The 15,596-nt window shown below is 69.0% G+C and carries 16 protein-coding genes; all 16 read right to left on the reverse strand.

Annotation, left to right across the window (positions count from 1 at the left end; genetic code table 11):
- On the reverse strand, positions 1-1,881 hold the full coding sequence (locus AC3WQA_RS06915) for a chemotaxis protein CheA (RefSeq protein WP_492674335.1): 1,881 nt from the start codon (positions 1,879-1,881) through the stop codon (positions 1-3).
- 12 nt (positions 1,882-1,893) lie between these two features.
- On the reverse strand, positions 1,894-2,523 hold the full coding sequence (locus AC3WQA_RS06920) for a protein phosphatase CheZ (protein ID WP_492674336.1): 630 nt from the start codon (positions 2,521-2,523) through the stop codon (positions 1,894-1,896).
- On the reverse strand, positions 2,520-2,927 hold the full coding sequence (cheY, locus tag AC3WQA_RS06925) for a chemotaxis response regulator CheY (protein ID WP_492674337.1): 408 nt from the start codon (positions 2,925-2,927) through the stop codon (positions 2,520-2,522). Before cheY ends, AC3WQA_RS06920 begins: the two co-directional genes overlap by 4 nt.
- A gap of 61 nt (positions 2,928-2,988) precedes the next feature.
- Complete coding sequence (locus AC3WQA_RS06930; protein ID WP_492674338.1) at positions 2,989-3,717, reverse strand: RNA polymerase sigma factor FliA; 729 nt, start codon at positions 3,715-3,717, stop codon at positions 2,989-2,991.
- On the reverse strand, positions 3,714-4,652 hold the full coding sequence (locus AC3WQA_RS06935; RefSeq protein WP_492674339.1) for a MinD/ParA family ATP-binding protein: 939 nt from the start codon (positions 4,650-4,652) through the stop codon (positions 3,714-3,716). Before AC3WQA_RS06935 ends, AC3WQA_RS06930 begins: the two co-directional genes overlap by 4 nt.
- A gap of 14 nt (positions 4,653-4,666) precedes the next feature.
- The gene (flhF, locus tag AC3WQA_RS06940; RefSeq protein ID WP_492674340.1) at positions 4,667-6,028 is read right to left on the reverse strand and encodes a flagellar biosynthesis GTPase FlhF; all 1,362 of its coding nucleotides are present in this window, start codon (positions 6,026-6,028) and stop codon (positions 4,667-4,669) included.
- A gap of 113 nt (positions 6,029-6,141) precedes the next feature.
- The gene (flhA, locus tag AC3WQA_RS06945; RefSeq protein ID WP_492674341.1) at positions 6,142-8,235 is read right to left on the reverse strand and encodes a flagellar biosynthesis protein FlhA; all 2,094 of its coding nucleotides are present in this window, start codon (positions 8,233-8,235) and stop codon (positions 6,142-6,144) included.
- 12 nt (positions 8,236-8,247) lie between these two features.
- Complete coding sequence (gene flhB / locus AC3WQA_RS06950; RefSeq protein ID WP_492674342.1) at positions 8,248-9,390, reverse strand: flagellar biosynthesis protein FlhB; 1,143 nt, start codon at positions 9,388-9,390, stop codon at positions 8,248-8,250.
- Positions 9,391-9,394: 4 nt separating this feature from the next.
- Positions 9,395-10,180 (reverse strand): flagellar biosynthetic protein FliR, encoded by a 786-nt coding sequence (gene fliR / locus AC3WQA_RS06955; RefSeq protein ID WP_492674343.1) that lies wholly within the window; start codon positions 10,178-10,180, stop codon positions 9,395-9,397.
- Positions 10,177-10,446 carry a flagellar biosynthesis protein FliQ gene (gene fliQ, locus AC3WQA_RS06960; protein WP_492674344.1) on the reverse strand — a complete coding sequence of 90 codons (270 nt, stop codon included), beginning with the start codon at positions 10,444-10,446 and terminating at the stop codon, positions 10,177-10,179. The genes fliR and fliQ overlap by 4 nt, the downstream gene beginning before the upstream one ends.
- On the reverse strand, positions 10,443-11,282 hold the full coding sequence (gene fliP, locus AC3WQA_RS06965; protein ID WP_492674345.1) for a flagellar type III secretion system pore protein FliP: 840 nt from the start codon (positions 11,280-11,282) through the stop codon (positions 10,443-10,445). The genes fliQ and fliP overlap by 4 nt, the downstream gene beginning before the upstream one ends.
- Entirely contained in the window at positions 11,279-11,683 is a 405-nt protein-coding gene (gene fliO, locus AC3WQA_RS06970; RefSeq protein WP_492674346.1) for a flagellar biosynthetic protein FliO, read from the reverse strand. The genes fliP and fliO overlap by 4 nt, the downstream gene beginning before the upstream one ends.
- 4 nt (positions 11,684-11,687) lie before the next feature.
- Entirely contained in the window at positions 11,688-12,053 is a 366-nt protein-coding gene (fliN, locus tag AC3WQA_RS06975; RefSeq protein ID WP_492674347.1) for a flagellar motor switch protein FliN, read from the reverse strand.
- Positions 12,050-13,066, reverse strand: a complete 1,017-nt coding sequence (fliM, locus tag AC3WQA_RS06980; RefSeq protein ID WP_492674348.1) for a flagellar motor switch protein FliM — start codon at positions 13,064-13,066, stop codon at positions 12,050-12,052. Before fliM ends, fliN begins: the two co-directional genes overlap by 4 nt.
- Before the next feature lie 16 nt (positions 13,067-13,082).
- Positions 13,083-13,580 (reverse strand): flagellar basal body-associated FliL family protein, encoded by a 498-nt coding sequence (locus AC3WQA_RS06985; protein WP_492674349.1) that lies wholly within the window; start codon positions 13,578-13,580, stop codon positions 13,083-13,085.
- A gap of 304 nt (positions 13,581-13,884) precedes the next feature.
- A complete protein-coding gene (locus tag AC3WQA_RS06990; RefSeq protein WP_492674350.1) occupies positions 13,885-15,468 on the reverse strand; it encodes a flagellar hook-length control protein FliK in 1,584 nt (527 codons plus the stop codon).
- Between the last annotated feature and the right edge of the window lie 128 nt (positions 15,469-15,596).

Consider the following 15,596-nt stretch of genomic DNA (forward strand, 5'->3'; position numbering starts at 1 on the left):
TCAGCCTGTGCTGGCCGATGGCGCGGTCAGGAACACCTCGTTCGTGGCCAGGCTGGCCGCATCCATCACCAGCGCCAGCCGGCCGTCGCCGGTGATGGTGGCGCCGGCCACGCCCGGCACGCCGGCGAACAGGTGGCCGAGCGGTTTGACGATGACGTCCTCGCGGCCAAGCACCTGATGCACCAGGCAACCGAAGCGCTGGTGGCCGATGTGCAGCACCACCACGTGGCGCACCGCCTCGACCGCGCCGCGCGCCCACGCGACGAGATCCACCAACGGCAGCGCGCGATCGCGATGGTGCGCGACCAGGCGGCCGTCGAACAGGCTGTCCTGACCGCTTTCCAGCTCGAAAACTTCCTCGACGCTGCTCAGCGGCAGGCCCAGCAGGCGATGGCCGATGCGCACCATCAGCACGCGCAGCACCGCCAGGGTGAGCGGCACGGCCAGCTCCAGCTCGCTGCCATGGCCCAGCTTGGAATGCACCGCCAGGGTGCCGCCCAACTCGGTAATGCGGGTCTTCACCACGTCCATGCCCACGCCGCGGCCGGAGATGTCCGACACCACGGCGGCGGTGGAAAAGCCCGGCCGGAAGATCAGCTCGTAGCACTCGGTCTCGGACAGGCGCGCCGCCTGCGCCAGGTCGATCACACCCTTCTCCACGGCCTTGCGCTTGAGCACCTCCGGATCCATGCCATGGCCGTCGTCGCTCACCGAGATCACGATGCGCTCGCCGCGCTGGCTGGCCGACAGGGTCACCCGGCCCTTGCGCGGCTTGCCAGCGCGCTCGCGCTCGTCGGGTTTTTCCAGGCCGTGGTCGAGCGCATTGCGCAGGAGGTGGATCAAGGGATCGGCCAAGGACTCGACCAGGCTGCGGTCGAGGTCGGTGCCCTCGCCTTCCAGCACCAGCTCCACGTCCTTGCCGAGCTGGCGGGCGAGGTCGCGCACGATGCGCGGGAAGCGCTGGAACAGACGCCCCACCGGCTGCATGCGCATGCCCATCACGGCAGTCTGCAATTCGTCGGTGATGCGATCCAGCTCGCTGGCCGCATCGGCCAGCGCGTCATTGCCGTGGCGCGCGGCCAAGCTGAGCAGACGGTTGCGCGCCAACACCAGTTCGCCGGCGTGGTTCACCAGCACGTCCAGCCGCGCCGTGTCCACGCGCACGGTGGTTTCGGTCGCTGGCGCGGCATGCTTGGCGGGGGCTGCGGTCGGTGTGGCCGCCGGCGCTGGCGCCGGTGCGACGGGCGCCGGTGCGGGCGTGCCGACGGCACCGGGCTGGCCGCTCTTGCCGTGCAGGTTGTCCAGCAGGGCTTCGAATTCGTCGTCGTCGATGGTGGTCGACGCCGCTGGCGCCGGCAAGGGCGCGGCGGGCACGGTACCGGGGGCGGCGGCGCCGTACAGGGTATCCAGCAGCGCCTCGAATTCGCTGTCATCGATGGCGCCCCCGGCAGTGGCCGGCGCGACCACCGCCACCGGGGCGGGTGCCGGTGCCGGTCGCGCGCCACGCGGCAGCAATGCCTTGAGCAGCCCCGGCGGCGGCATCACCAGGGCGGCGTCGCTGCGCAAGGCATCCATCATCTCGGTGAGCCGATCCAGCGCCTTGAGCAGCGCGTCCATGTAATCGGCGTCCAGTTGCAGTTTGCCGTTGCGCGCCTCGTTGAGCAGATCCTCGGCGTGGTGGCACAGCTGCACCATCGGTTCGACCGCGAGAAAGCCGGCGCCTCCCTTCACGGTGTGGAAAGCACGGAACACGGCATTGAGCAGTTCGGGGTCGGTCGGTGTTTTTTCCAGTTCGACCAATTGTTCGGAGAGGCGCTCGACCAGTTCGCCGGCCTCGACCAGGAAATCCTGCTTCAGCTCATTGTCGAATTCCGTATTCACGCGTGGCGTCCGTCAGAACCCGAATTCGCTGAGCAGCCGGTCGGCGTCCTCCTGGCTGGTCACCTTGGCCACCTCGACCTTGGCCTCGCTGCCGGCCAGCGCACCGGTGAGGCGCACCAGTTCGAGCAGCGAGGATTCGACCGTGCCGATGAAGGCCGAAACCTTCTTGATGCGTTGTCCGGAAAGATCCTGCCAGGACTGCGCCACCACCATGTCGGCCAAGCCGGAGCAGCAGGTTTTGGCGAAGTCGGCGGCTTCGCGCGCCAGCGGGTCGGCGCTGGACTGCGCCAGCGCGGCGGCGGCGCGCTGCGCCAGCGCATCGGCCTGCGGGCGCAGGCGCTCGGCAAAGTCGATGCTGCGGTTGGCGGCCTCGGCGCTCATTTCCATCACTTCGGCCAGGTGCTGGCGCGCATCGGCCACGATGCCAGGCACGCCTTCGTGCGCCAGCTCGCCGCCAAGCCGGCCCACGGCGTCGTGCAGCTCGCGCGCCAGTTTGCCCAGCGCGCGAAACAGGGTTTGCTCGCGTTCGCGCACGATCGCGTCAAGCGCATGCTCGAAGGCCGGGCCTTCCGGACTGTTGAAGAGTTCGCGCAGTTCCGGCGGCAGACTCTTGTCGGCGGCGATGGGCAAGGTGGCGGTCATGCGCTGGCTCCGCTGGCGGCGATCCGTTCGAAGATCTTGGTGAGCTTTTCCTGCAGAGTGACGGCGGTAAACGGCTTGACGATGTAGCCGTTCACACCCGCCTGGGCCGCGGCGATGATCTGGTCGCGGTTGTTTTCGGCGGTGACCATCAGCACCGGCAGCCCCTTGAGCGAGGGCTCGGCGCGGATCGCGCGCAGGAGATCGATGCCGGTCATGTTGGGCATGTTCCAGTCGGTGACCACGAAGTCGAACGGCTGGCCGCGCAGCATGGTGAGGGCGTTCTCGCCATCGTCGGCTTCCTGGATCAGTTGATTGGAAAAGCCCACTTCGACCAGGAGATTCCTGACGATGCGTCGCATGGTGGAGAAGTCGTCCACCACCAGGATTTTCAAGTTCTTGTCCAAACGTCTGCTCCGGGTGCTTCGGGCCCGTGGAAGGCCGGGTTGCGGGAAATGGGGCGGCGGTTCAGTGACGCCAGCCGGACAGTTGTGCGCGCAGCCGGATCACGGCCTGGCCGTGGATCTGGCAGACGCGCGACTCGCTCACACCGAGCACGGCGCCGATCTCCTTCAGGTTCAGCTCCTGCTCGTAGTACAGCGACATCACCAGTTGCTCGCGCTCGGGCAGTCCGCTGATCGCGTCGGTCAGCGCATCGTGCATGCCCTCGTGCTCGATGCTTTCCGCCGGCCCGAGGCTGTTCTCGTCGACCACCTCGAACATGCCGCTTTCCTCGCCATCCTCGGCGGTGGTGAGGCTGAGCAGGCGCGAACAGGCCGCATCGGCGAGCACCTGGTGGTATTCCTCAGCGCTGATGCCCAGCCGGCGGATCACCTCGGCGTCGTCGGCCTCGGCGCCGGTCTCGATTTCGATCTGGTGGATGGTGTCGGCCACCTCGCGCGTCTTGCGGTGCACCGAGCGCGGGGTCCAGTCGGTCTTGCGCAGTTCGTCCAGCATGGCGCCGCGAATGCGGATGCCCGCATAGGTCTCGAAACTGGCGCCCTTGTCGAGGGCGAAATTGCGCGCCGATTCCAGCAAACCGATCATCCCCGCCTGGATCAGGTCGCCCACGTCGACGCTGGGCGGCAGTCGACCCATCAGGTGATAGGCGATGCGTCGCACCAACGGCGCGTGCCGACGTACCAGTTCGTCGGCGCTTTCGCGGGTAAGTTGAAGGTATCCCGAAGCCACGTTCATCCAGCCACCCCTCCGGCCGGCACGATGCGGCCGCCGAAGAAGGCAAGGCGATCCAGACCGCCGCGTTCGGGTTCCGACCACTTATCGACCGCATCGGCCAATTTCTTGAATGCCAGCGCGGCGGGGCTGGTCGGCCACAGCTCGAGCACCGAGTTCTGGCGCCGGATCGCCTGGCGCAGGCGCTCGTCGTGAGGTATCCAGCCGCAGTAGTCGATGGCCATGTCGAGGAAGCGGTCGCTCACCCGGGTGAGCTTCTGGTGCAACTGGCGGGCTTCGCCTTCGTTGCGCACGAGGTTGGCCAGCATGCGCAGGCGGCGCACGCCGAAATCACGATTGAGCACCTTGGCCAGGCCATAGGCGTCGGTCAGCGAGGCAGGTTCATCACACACGACAAGGATCACCTCATTGGCGGCGGCGGCAAACAGGGTGACATTGTCGGTGAGACCGGCGGCGGTATCCACCAGCAGATACTGCGGCGGCATCGGCAATTCGTCGAAGGCGTGGATGATCGCCGCGTGCTCGCCGTTCTTCAGCTGGGCCAGCCGCCGCGCGCCGGAGCCGCCCGGCACCACCTGCAAGCCGCCAGGCGCGTCCAGCAGAAGCTCTTCAAGCCGACACTCGCCGTCGAGCAGGTGGCCGATGTGGCGCGTGGGGGTGAGCCCGAGCAGCACGTCGACGTTCGCCAGGCCCATGTCGGCATCGAGCAGGATCACGCGCTTGCCGAGGCCGGCCAGCGCCACGCCGAGGTTGACCGCCACGGTGCTCTTGCCCACGCCACCCTTGCCGCCGGCCACCGCGATGGTGCGGCACGCGCGCGCCGGCGCATTGACGGTGGCGAGCAGGCCGCTGGCCTGCTGTCCGTCCACCTCCTGCGACACGGGTTCGGGAGTGACCATGGCCGCCAGCATCTGCTTGAGCCCCGCCGCTTGATCCATCGTCCACACCCCGCTCATACCTCGGCCATTGTCAGGCCGAAACGCTCGGCCATCATGCTGTCATCGGGGATGTCAGCCTTAAGTGATTGTGCGGCGCGACATACCAGCGTGCGTGCGTCCGCCACGGCGATATCCTCGGGCACGCGCTGGCCGTCGGTGGTGTAGTCCAGCAGCAGGCGGTGGCGGATCAGCACGCTGAGCGCGCCGCCCAGGCTCGGTGCCTCGTCCAGCTTGGTCAGGATGCAGGCCTGCGGCTTCAGCGCGCGATAGGCGCCGAGGGACTCCTCCATCGATTGCGGCTGCGCGTTGGCTGCCAGCACCAGATCCAGACGCAGTTCGCCGGCGCCGGCCAGCACCTCCAGCTGGGCGGCCAACCGCGGGTCGCTGGTGGCCATGCCGGCGGTGTCGATCAGCACGGTCTGCCGGCCGCGCAACATGTCCAGCACCTTGCGCAGGCTGCGCACGTCGTAGGCCGGGTGCACCTGCACGCCCAGCAGGCGGCCGTAGTGCTCCAGTTGCGCGGCAGCGCCGATGCGGTAGTGGTCGGTCGAAACCAGCGCCACCCGGTTGGCGCCATGGCGCATCACGGCGCGGGCGGCCAGCTTGGCCAGCGTGGTGGTCTTGCCCACGCCGGTGGGGCCGACCAGGGCGATGATGTCGCTGTCGTCGCCGGCCAGGCTGCGGCCGCTCACCGCCACACTGCGGCTGAGCATGCCCAGCGGCAGGTAGCGCGCCTGCTCTGGGCTGATCTGCTCGGGCAACCCACCCGCCAGCGCGCGGGCGACATCGGGCTCGATGCCCATGCGGCTCAGTTCGCGCAGCACGCGCGCGCGCAGCGGACGGCGACGCTCCAGGTCGTTCCACGCCAGCCCGGACAGTTGCACTTCCAGCAGGGCGCGCAGGTCGCCCATTTCCTCGCGCAATTGTTCGGTTTCGCGTACGGCGCGATCCACCGGACGCGGCGCCGGCGCAGAGGCGACCGGGGGGGCGGGCATACGCGGGGTGGCGGGCATACGCGGGGTGGCGGGCACACGCGGCGCGGCAGGCGCGGCAGGCGCGGCGACCGGGCGCGCCGGCGCCGTGGCCGGTGGCATGGCACGCCGCAACAATGCCGTGGCGCTGGCACCGAAGGCCGCCGTGGCCGTGGGCGCTGGCGGCGTGGCCGGGCGCTCCACGCGCGCACTCGGCGCGCCGGTCGGCGCCGGCGGCCTGACCGCTTGCCGCACCAGGGCCTCGTCGTAGTCGACGGCGGCGACCACCTCGATGCCCTCATCCACCCGCCGGGTGGACAGGATCACCGCATCGGCACCCTGCTCCTCGCGCACTTCGCGCATGGCCTGGCGCATGTCGGGTGCCACGTAACGTTTGATCTTCATTGCTCGCTCCGCGAAGGAGATTCGGGATTCGGGAATGGAGCAGGGAAAGCGCCGCAGCCTCGCGGGTTTGGCTTTTCCGATGTCCTATTCCCTATGTCCCGATTCCCGGCTCGTCATCGCCCCAAGGCTTGTACCAGGCGCACACGACGGTTGTCGGGCACCTCGTTGTAGGCAAGCACGTGCAGGTTTTGTGCCACATGCCGGGTGAAGCGCGCGAGCCACGGGCGCAGCTGCGGGGCGACCAGCAGCACGGCGGGTTCGCCGCTGGATTCCTGCCGCCGCGCGGCCTCGGCCACGCCCTGTTGCAGGCGGTCGGCGAGGCCGGGTTCCACCGCCGCGCCGGCCACGCCGCTGCCGGAGAGCGAACCCAGCAGGATCTGCTCCAGCTCCGGCGCCAGGGTGATGACGGGAATCTCGGTACCCAGGCCGGCGATTTCCTGCACGATCTGCCGGCCCAGCGTGACGCGCACGGCGGCGGTGAGCATGCCGGGATCCTGACTCTGCCCCGCGTGCTCCGCCAAGGACTCGACGATGGAGCGCATGTTGCGGATCGGCACCCGCTCGGCCAAGAGATTCTGCAACACCTTCACCACCACGCCCAGCGACAGGCGCTTGGGCACGAGGTCTTCCACCAGCTTGGGCGCGCTCTGCGCGAGGCGGTCGAGCAGTTGCTGCACGTCCTGATGGCTGAGCAATTCATGCGCGTGGCTGCCGAGGATATGCGACAGATGCGTGGCGATCACGGTGGCCGGATCGACCACGGTGTAGCCGTAGCTCTGCGCCAGCTCGCGCTGACCGAGGTCGATCCACACCGCTTCCAGCCCGAAGGCAGGGTCTTGCGTCTTGATGCCGGGCACCTGACCGTGCACTTGGCCGGGATTGATCGCCAGGAGGCGCTCGGTATGCACCTCGGCCTCGCCCATCGGCACGCCCATCAGGGTGATGCGATAGGTGTTGGGGCCGAGGTCGAGATTGTCGCGGATGTGCACGGCGGGGATCAGGAAGCCCAGCTCCTGCGAGAGCTTGCGGCGCACCGACTTGATCCGCCCCATCAGCTCGCCGCCCTGGTGGGTGTCCACCAGCGGGATCAGCCGGTAGCCCACTTCCAGCCCCAGCGGATCGACGCTGGCCACGTCGTCCCAGTTCAGCTCCACCCGCTCGGCCGGCGCGGCGGTGGTCGGCGCTTCGCCCACGCTCTCGGCCAGCTTGTCCAGCGTCTCGCGCTGGCGCTTGAGCAGCATCCACGCCGCCGCGCCACAGCTGGCGCCGAGGATCAGGAAGGCGATGTTCGGCATGCCCGGCACCAGGCCCATCACGCCCAGCACCACACCGGCCACCGCCAGCGCGCGCGGTTGGCCGAACACCTGGCCGATCACCTGCCGGCCCATGTCCTGCGCGCGCGAGACGCGGGTGACGATCACCGCGGTGGCGATCGACAGCATCAGCGAGGGCACCTGCGCCACCAGGCCGTCGCCGATGCTGAGCAGGGTGTAGGTGCGCCCCGCTTCGCCGGCCGACATGCCGTGCTGCATCACGCCGACGATGAAGCCGCCGATGATGTTGATGAAGAGGATCAGGATGGCGGCGGTGGCGTCGCCGCGCACGAATTTCGAGGCGCCGTCCATCGAGCCGTAGAAGTCCGCCTCCTCGCGCACTTCCTGGCGCCGCTCACGCGCCTGCTCCTGGGTCAAAAGTCCGGCGTTCAAGTCGGCGTCGATCGCCATTTGCTTGCCGGGCATTGCGTCCAGGGTGAACCGCGCGGTCACCTCCGACACGCGGGTGGCACCCTTGGTGACCACCACGAAGTTGATGATGGTCAAGATCGCGAACACCACCAGACCGACCGCGAAATTGCCGCCGATGACGAACTCGCCGAAGGCCTCGATCACCTTGCCCGCAGCGCCGGGGCCGTCGTGGCCGTGCAGCAGCACCACGCGGGTGGAGGCGATGTTCAGCGCCAGGCGCAGCAAGGTGGCGCCCAGCACCACGGTGGGGAAGGCGGCGAATTCCAGCGGCCGCATCACGTAGATCACCGCGAGCAGGATCACCAGCGACAGCGCGATGTTGAAGCTGAACAGCATGTCGAGCAGGAACGGCGGCAGCGGCAGCATCAGCATGGCCAGCGCGGCCAGCATCATCACCGGCGCGCCGATGCCGCGGCGGGTCATCAGTTTCAGGTTGTCCAGCACGCTCGTGGTGGCGGCCATGAATCCTTCCTGCTAGTGCGGCTTGTACGGCCCCATCAGGTCGGGATCGACCTCGGGATGGGGCGCTGGCGGCGGCGCATCGCCACGTTCGGTGGACTGCTTGAGCTGATAGACGTAGGCCAGCACTTGCGCCACCGCCACATACAGGCCGACGGGGATTTCCCGCCCCAGCGCCGTAGTGGCATACAAGGCGCGTGCCAACGGCGGCGCCTCGACCAGCGGAATGTGATGCGTGGCCGCCACCAGGCGGATCTGCTGGGCCAAGAGATCCATGCCCTTGGCGATCACCCGGGGCGCGCCGCTCCTGCCCTGGTCGTAGATCAGCGCCACCGCGAAGTGGGTGGGATTGGTCACCACCACGTCGGCCTTGGGCAATTGCTGCATCATGCGGCGCCGTGACAGCTCCTGCTGCACCCGGCGCACGCGGCCACGGATTTCCGGATTGCCTTCGGTTTCCTTGGCCTCGTCGCGCAGCTCCTGCCGGGTCATGCGCTGGCGGCGGGTGTAGTCGAAGCGCTGGTACAGCGCGTCGATGCCGCCGATCAGCAGCAGCATGCCGCCAAACAGCAGGGCGGAGCGGCCGAGCAGGCCGAGCGAACGCACGATGCCCGCGTCCACCGCGCCGTTGCCGGTGGCCATCAGCTCGCCCTCCCAGTGCCGCAGCAAGAGCGCCAGCGCCGCGCCGATCAAGGCCAGTTTGAGCAGCGACTTGCCCAGCTCCACGAAACCGCGCAGGGCGAAGATGCGGCCCAGCCCGGCGATCGGATCGAGCCGCTCCAGCTTGAGCTCCAGCGCCTCGACGCTGAAGTTGAGCCCGCCCAGCAGCAGCGGGCCGAGGACGGCCGCCAGCACGGTGACGGCCGCCACCGGCGTGAACAGGGCCAGCGCCTCACGCGCCGCCAGCGCCAGCACGCGCGCCGGCAAGGCATCGCTGAACAGCGCCGTGCGATCGTAGTCCAGCCCCAGCCGGTAGATCCGCCGCAAATGCAGGAACGTGCCCGACGCGGTGTAGAACAGCGCAGCGGTCGCCGCCAGCACCACCAGCGCGCCGGAAAGATCGCGCGAGCGCGGCAGGTCGCCTTTTTCGCGCGCTTCCTTGAGGCGCTTTTCGGAGGGTTGTTCGGTGCGTTCCTGGTCGTCGTCGTGTTCGGCCATGGCTTCAGCCTCCCACCAACTGGTGCATCAGCGCCCAGGCATCGCCCTGCAGCGCGGCGAACGCGCCGGGCAGGCTGCGCAGCGCCAGCCACAGCACCACCATGCCCAGCGTGAGGATGATCGGAAAACCCACCGCGAACAGGTTCATCGCCGGCGCGGCGCGGCTGATCGCGGCGAAGCCCAGGTTCACCACCAGCAACGAGGTCAACGCCGGCAGCGCCACGCGCACCGCCCCGGCGAACAGCTCCCCGGCAAACGCCATCACCGCGTGCAGGCCGCCCGCGCTCACCGGATCGACACCCAGCGGCAGCAGGCGGAAGCTGTCCGAGAGCAGCGCGATCAGCCGCAGGTGTCCGTCCAGCGCCAGGAACAACAGCATGATGATCGCGTTGTAGAACTGGCTTAGCACCGGCACGTTGCCGCCGGCGGCGGGGTTGAGCACCTCGGCGATGCCCAGGTTCATGCTCTGCGACACCACCTGCCCGCCGAAGGACACCGCCTCGAAGGTGAGCTGCAACACGAAACCCAGCAGCGCGCCCAGCAGCAGTTGCCCGGCCATGGTCGCCACCCCCGCCGCGCTCAGGGGATCGGCCGTCGCGATCGGCGCCACCGGCAACAGCAGCAGCGCCAGCAGCACCGCGAGCCCGGTGCGGATGCGCCCCGGCACCACCGCCGCGCCCAGCACCGGCGCGGTCAGGCTCAAGCCACCGACCCGCGCCAGCGTCCACAACAGCGCGCCCATCCACGGCTGCAGCAGGGCCGGGTCGAAGCTGTAGGGTATCGGCGTCACTTGATAGCCCCCGGCAGGCCCTCGATCAGCTGCCGGGTGAACTGCACCAGCAGCCGCAACATCCACGGCCCCGCGACCAGCGCCATCACCGCCATCGCAATCAGCTTGGGGATGAAGGACAGCGTCATCTCGTTGATCTGCGTGGCCGCCTGCACCACGCCCACCAGCAGGCCCACCACCAGCGCGGTGAGCAGCATCGGCATCGCCACCAGCATCGCCACGTACAACGCGTGCTGGCCGAGCTGGATGATGGATTCGGGGGTCACGTGTAGAAGCTCCCCGCCAGCGTGCCCAGCAGCAGCGTCCAGCCGTCCACCAGCACGAACAGCATGATCTTGAACGGCAGCGAGATGATCGAGGGCGACACCATCATCATGCCCATCGACATCAGCACGCTGGCCACCACCAGGTCGATGATGAGGAAGGGGATGAACAGCAGGAAGCCCATCTGGAACGCGGTCTTCAGCTCCGAGGTGAGGAAGGCCGGCATGGCCACCTTGAACGGCACGTCAGCCTTGTTCGCATAAGGCTTGTCGCCGGCGAGCCTGGCGAACAGCTGCAGGTCGGCGTCGCGGGTCTGGTCGAGCATGAAGCGCTTGAACGGCGCCGCGGCGGCCGGCACCGCCTGCTCGGCGGAGAGCTGGCCGTCCATGTAGGGCTTCACGCCGTCCACATAGGCGCGGTTGAGCACCGGTGACATCACGAACAGGGTGAGGAACAGCGCCAGCCCCAGCAGCACCTGGTTGGGCGGCGTGGTCTGCGTGCCCAGCGCCTGCCGCAGGAAACCCAGCACGATGATGATGCGGGTGAACGAGGTCATCATCAGGAAGATCGCCGGCAGCAGGGTCAGCACCGTCATCAGTGCCAGCATCTGCAGGGACAGCGTCCAGTTCTTCGCGCCGTTCGACGCATCGTGCACGGTCAACACCGGGATGCCGGCCGCGCCCAGTCCTGGCGGGCTGGCCGGCATCGACAGCGCGGCCGCCGCCGGTGCGCCGGCGCGCGCACCCGCCGCCTGCGGCGCGCCCCAGGCCGCCAGCGGCACCAGCAGCAGCGCCAGCAGCAGCCAGCCACACACCGTCGCCCGCTGCCAGGCGCTCATGGCTTGATCTTCCAGCGCGCGAGCAGCTGCGCGAAATTGGGCATGCCCGGCGCCTCGGGCGGCGCGGTGTCGACCGGCGCGGCACCCTCGTAGACATGCAGCGTGCGCATGCCGCCCGGCCCGACGCCGATCAGCAGGCGTTTGCCGTCGGCGTCGATCAGGAGCAGGCGATCGCGCGTGCCCACCGCCATCGCCTCCACGCAGCGCAGGCGCCGTCCGCCGGGCCGCTGGCGCGCCTGCAGGCGCCGCGACAACCAGCCCGCCGCGAAGATCAACGCCACCACGCCGACGAGGCTGGCCAGCACCCGCAGCAACTCGCCGCCCACATCGATCGACGCCGCCGGCGCCACCACCGGCGCCAGCGCGGCAAGACGTATTTCGTGCCATGCGTTGCGGGTCACGGCGCTACCTCAACTTGCGCACGCGTTCGGCGGGGCTGATGACGTCGGTCAAGCGAATGCCGAATTTCTCATTGATGACCACCACCTCGCCATGCGCCACCAGGGTGCCGTTGACGAACACGTCCAGCGGCTCGCCGGCGGCGCGGTCGAGCTCCACCACCGAGCCTTGGTTCAGCTGCAACAGGTTGCGGATGCTGATGCGGGTGCGGCCCACTTCCATGCCCAGCGTGACCGGCACGTCCAGGATCATGTCGAGGTTGACGTCGGTGGTACCGGAAGCGGCATCGGCGGCGGCCGGCGCGGCGCCGTGCAGGGCATCAAAGGCAAGCTTGTCTTCGCCCGGCGGCATGGCATCGATGGGAGTGTTCATGGAGACTCTTCCTTGCTGGAAAGTTCACCGGAGGTGCGCAGCGTGCGGCGCCCCACCCGCATCACGAAACGGACGGCGTTATGGCCATTGGCCTGGCCGTAGCGGCCGCGAAACAGCGGCACATCCTCGGCGTAGACGGTGGCCAGTTCGGGCAACTGGATCGGGATGACGTCGCCCGGGCGCAGGTGCAGGAATTCGCCGAGCGTGAGTTCGATTTCGACCAGTTGCGAGCTGACCGGCACCTCGGCGTCGAGCACCTCGTCGCGCAGCATCTCGATCCAGCGGTCGTCGCGGTCGACCCGGTCGCTCTGCACGCCGGCATCGAGCAGGCTGCGGATCGGCTCGATCATCGCGTAGGGCAGGGTGATATGGATCTCGCCGCCGCCGCCGTCCAGCTCGATGTGGAAGCGCGACACCACCACCGTCTCGGTGGGGCTGACGATGTTGGCGAACTGCGGGTTGATTTCCGAACTCTGGTATTCGAAATGCAGGCCCATCACCGGCGCCCACGCCTCGGTCATCGCACTGAACAGCTCGTCCAGGATGATCTGGATGACCCGGCTCTCGGTGGGCGTGAAATCGCGGCCCTCGATGCGCGCGTGGAAGCGGCCGTCGCCACCGAAGAAGTTGTCGATCACGCTGAACACCAGGCGCGGCTCGAACACCACCAGGGCGGTGCCGCGCAGCGGCTTGATCTTTATCAGGTTGAGGTTGGTCGGCACCACCAGGCCGTGCACGTACTCGGCGAACTTCACCATCTTCACGCCGAGCACCCCCACCTCGCAGGTCTTGCGCAGCACGTTGAACATGCCGGTGCGCAGGTAGCGCGCGATGCGGTCGTTGACCATCTCCAGCGTGGGCAGGCGACCACGCACGATGCGGTCTTGCTGGGTGAAATCGAAATTGATCACCGTGCCGGCCGGTGGCGGCTGATCGCCGCCGGTCTCGACGCCGCCATCGGTGACGCCTTCGAGCAGCGCGTCGATTTCGTCTTGGGAGAGCAGGTCGCTCATGCGTGCGAAACCCCCGTCACTGCATCACGAAACTGGTGAAGTACAGCGCATCGATGCCTGGCTGGCCGAGGCGATCCTGGATGATCTTGCGTACCGCCGCGAGCGCCTTGGCCTGCATCGCCTCGCGCCCCTTGGTCGTGCTGATGACGGCGAAATCCTGGTTGCTGAACAGGTTGACCAGGGCATCGCGGATTACCGGATCGGCCGCCTTGGCCGCCTCGATCGCCTTGGGATCGTGCGACATCAGGGTCACCCCCACCTGCAAATAGCGCAGCGAGTCGCCATCCTTGAAATTCACCACGAAGGCCGGTTCCAGCGGCAGGTAGAGATCCAGCTTGCTGACCGGCGCGGTGGCCGCGCCATCCTTGCCGTGCGCCCCGCGCGCCTTCAGCAGGAAGAACCCGCCGCCGGCCAGTACCAGCACCACCACCGCCAGCGCGATCAGCAGCGGCAAGCGCCGCTTGGGCTTGGGAGCTTCGGCTGGCGCCGCGGCCTGTTCTTCGTCGTCTTTCATGGATGCCTCGTCCGGGTGAGTGGCGCCGATCCGCGCGCCCAGTGATGTTTAGCAATCCGCGTGCCATGTGTGAAAAGCCTGCCGGCGCATCGACTTGCGCACGCCACGCCAACACCAGCACGACTGACGGCAATTCATTGACGCCCGCCGACGTGGTGCCGCGACGCCATCACGACGGCACGCACCAATGAACCTCACCGGCAAGTCTCAACGTCGCGGCGGCAAGAAGACGTGCAGAAACGGACACCGCCGCGCCCGCCGTCGGCGATCCGCGCGACGACGGGCGGCGGCCGCACGGCGGGCCTCAAGCGAAGGTATCGAGCAGGCCGTTGGCCGTGGTCGCCGCCACGCTCGTGATCGCCATGATCGGCTCGCCATCCTCGCTGCCGCCGCCGGCGCCACCGGCCAGCGCCGCATAGTGGGCGCCCTCGCGTCCCGCCTGCTGCTGGCCGACCTGTGCCTGGCCCAGCGACAAGCCATGCTGGGCCAGCATGGCGTTCAGCTGCGGCAGGGTTTGCTGCAAGGCATGCACCACCGCCGGGTGCTGCACGGCGAAGCTCAGATCCACCTGGCCGCTCTGCTGCACACTCACTTTCACGTCGAGCTGCCCCAGATCCTGCGGATGCAGGCGGATGCGTGCCTGGGTGATCGCCTGTCCGCCCAGCCAGGCGATCTGCTGACTGAGCTCCTGCGTGAAGGCCGGCGTGCCCGGCGGATTGGCCAGGTTGAGCGCATGCATGGGCACCACCGTCGCCACGCCGGCGACCGTGGGCGGCAGCAAGGCCGCAAGCCCGGTGGGCTCCGCGTGTTTCGACAAGGCCGGCACCGGCACGCCATGCAGCAGGTTGACGAAGGCTACGCCGGCGGCCGGCGCGGTCGATGCCGACGCCGCCGCGCCGGCAGCCGGCGCCGCACCGCCCCCCGCCAGGGACGGGGCTTGCGCATCCAGCAAGGCGGTGGCGCCAGGCTGACCCCCACTGCCAGCGCCGTCCGCCGACGATGCCGCGTCGGCAGGCGCCGGCGTGGCCGCTGTTGTTGCCGTCGCGGCAGGCGGCGCCGTCGTTGCGGCAATCGTCGCGGCGGCAGTCGGCGTCCCCGCCAAGGCCGTTGACAGGGGCGCCAACCAGTCGACAGCACCCTGCCCCGCACCAGCCGGCGTGCCATGGGCTGGTACGCCGGCAGCCTGATTCATGCCGGCCGGCAGCGATACGGCGCCCGGCACCAGGGCCGTCGCCGCAGGCAGCGTCCCCGCCAGGCCGATGGCCTTGGCCGTCGGCGGCGCCTTGCCGATGGCCACACCCGTTGCCGGTGTGGCGGACGCTGGCAGCACCGCGCTGGTCAGCTGCCCCAGCGCCGCCAGCATCGCCCCGGCCAGCGCCGCTGCGGCCTGGTCGTTGCCCATCTCCTTCGCCTTGTCCGATGATTTCGCGGGCGGCGTGTCGACGCCGGCGACCGGCGTATCCGCGACCGCGGTGGGCGGCATGGTGGCGGACGCCAGCGCGGCCGCGGCACTGGCGGCGAGCGCCGTTGCCGCAGCGGCTGTCGTTGCTGCAGCCGCCACCGGCGACGCGCCATTGCCCGGCTTGCCATTGGTCGGCGCGGCGCCTGCGTTCGCGCCCGATATCGTCGTTCCCGTACTGGGCATGCCGCCTCCCGTGCCGTCAGCCAAGGCGGCGTTGGCGCCTTGTTGCAACAAGGCGGCCAGTGGATTGGTGGCCTGGTCGCCCGCCGCGGTGGGCGCTGCCGCACCGGTCGGCGATTGCCTGGCCGTTTGCAATTGATTGTCGAAGCCGCCGGTGGCCAGGACGTCGGCAGGGACGCCCTGCCCGGCGGGGTAGCCGCTCTGGGGGAGGATCAGGTTGGCGACAGTGGCCGCGGTGGATGACATGGGACGGACTCCGGAAACGGACGGAAGCGGGCGCGCGCCGCGTGGCGCACCCCCGGCGGGCGGCGTCAATCAGCCGACGCCCCACCATGGCAAGGCAGGATTCGTGCCGAGTGGCGCCGCGCCCGCGC

The organism is Rhodanobacter sp. FW106-PBR-R2A-2-24, from assembly GCF_058789615.1.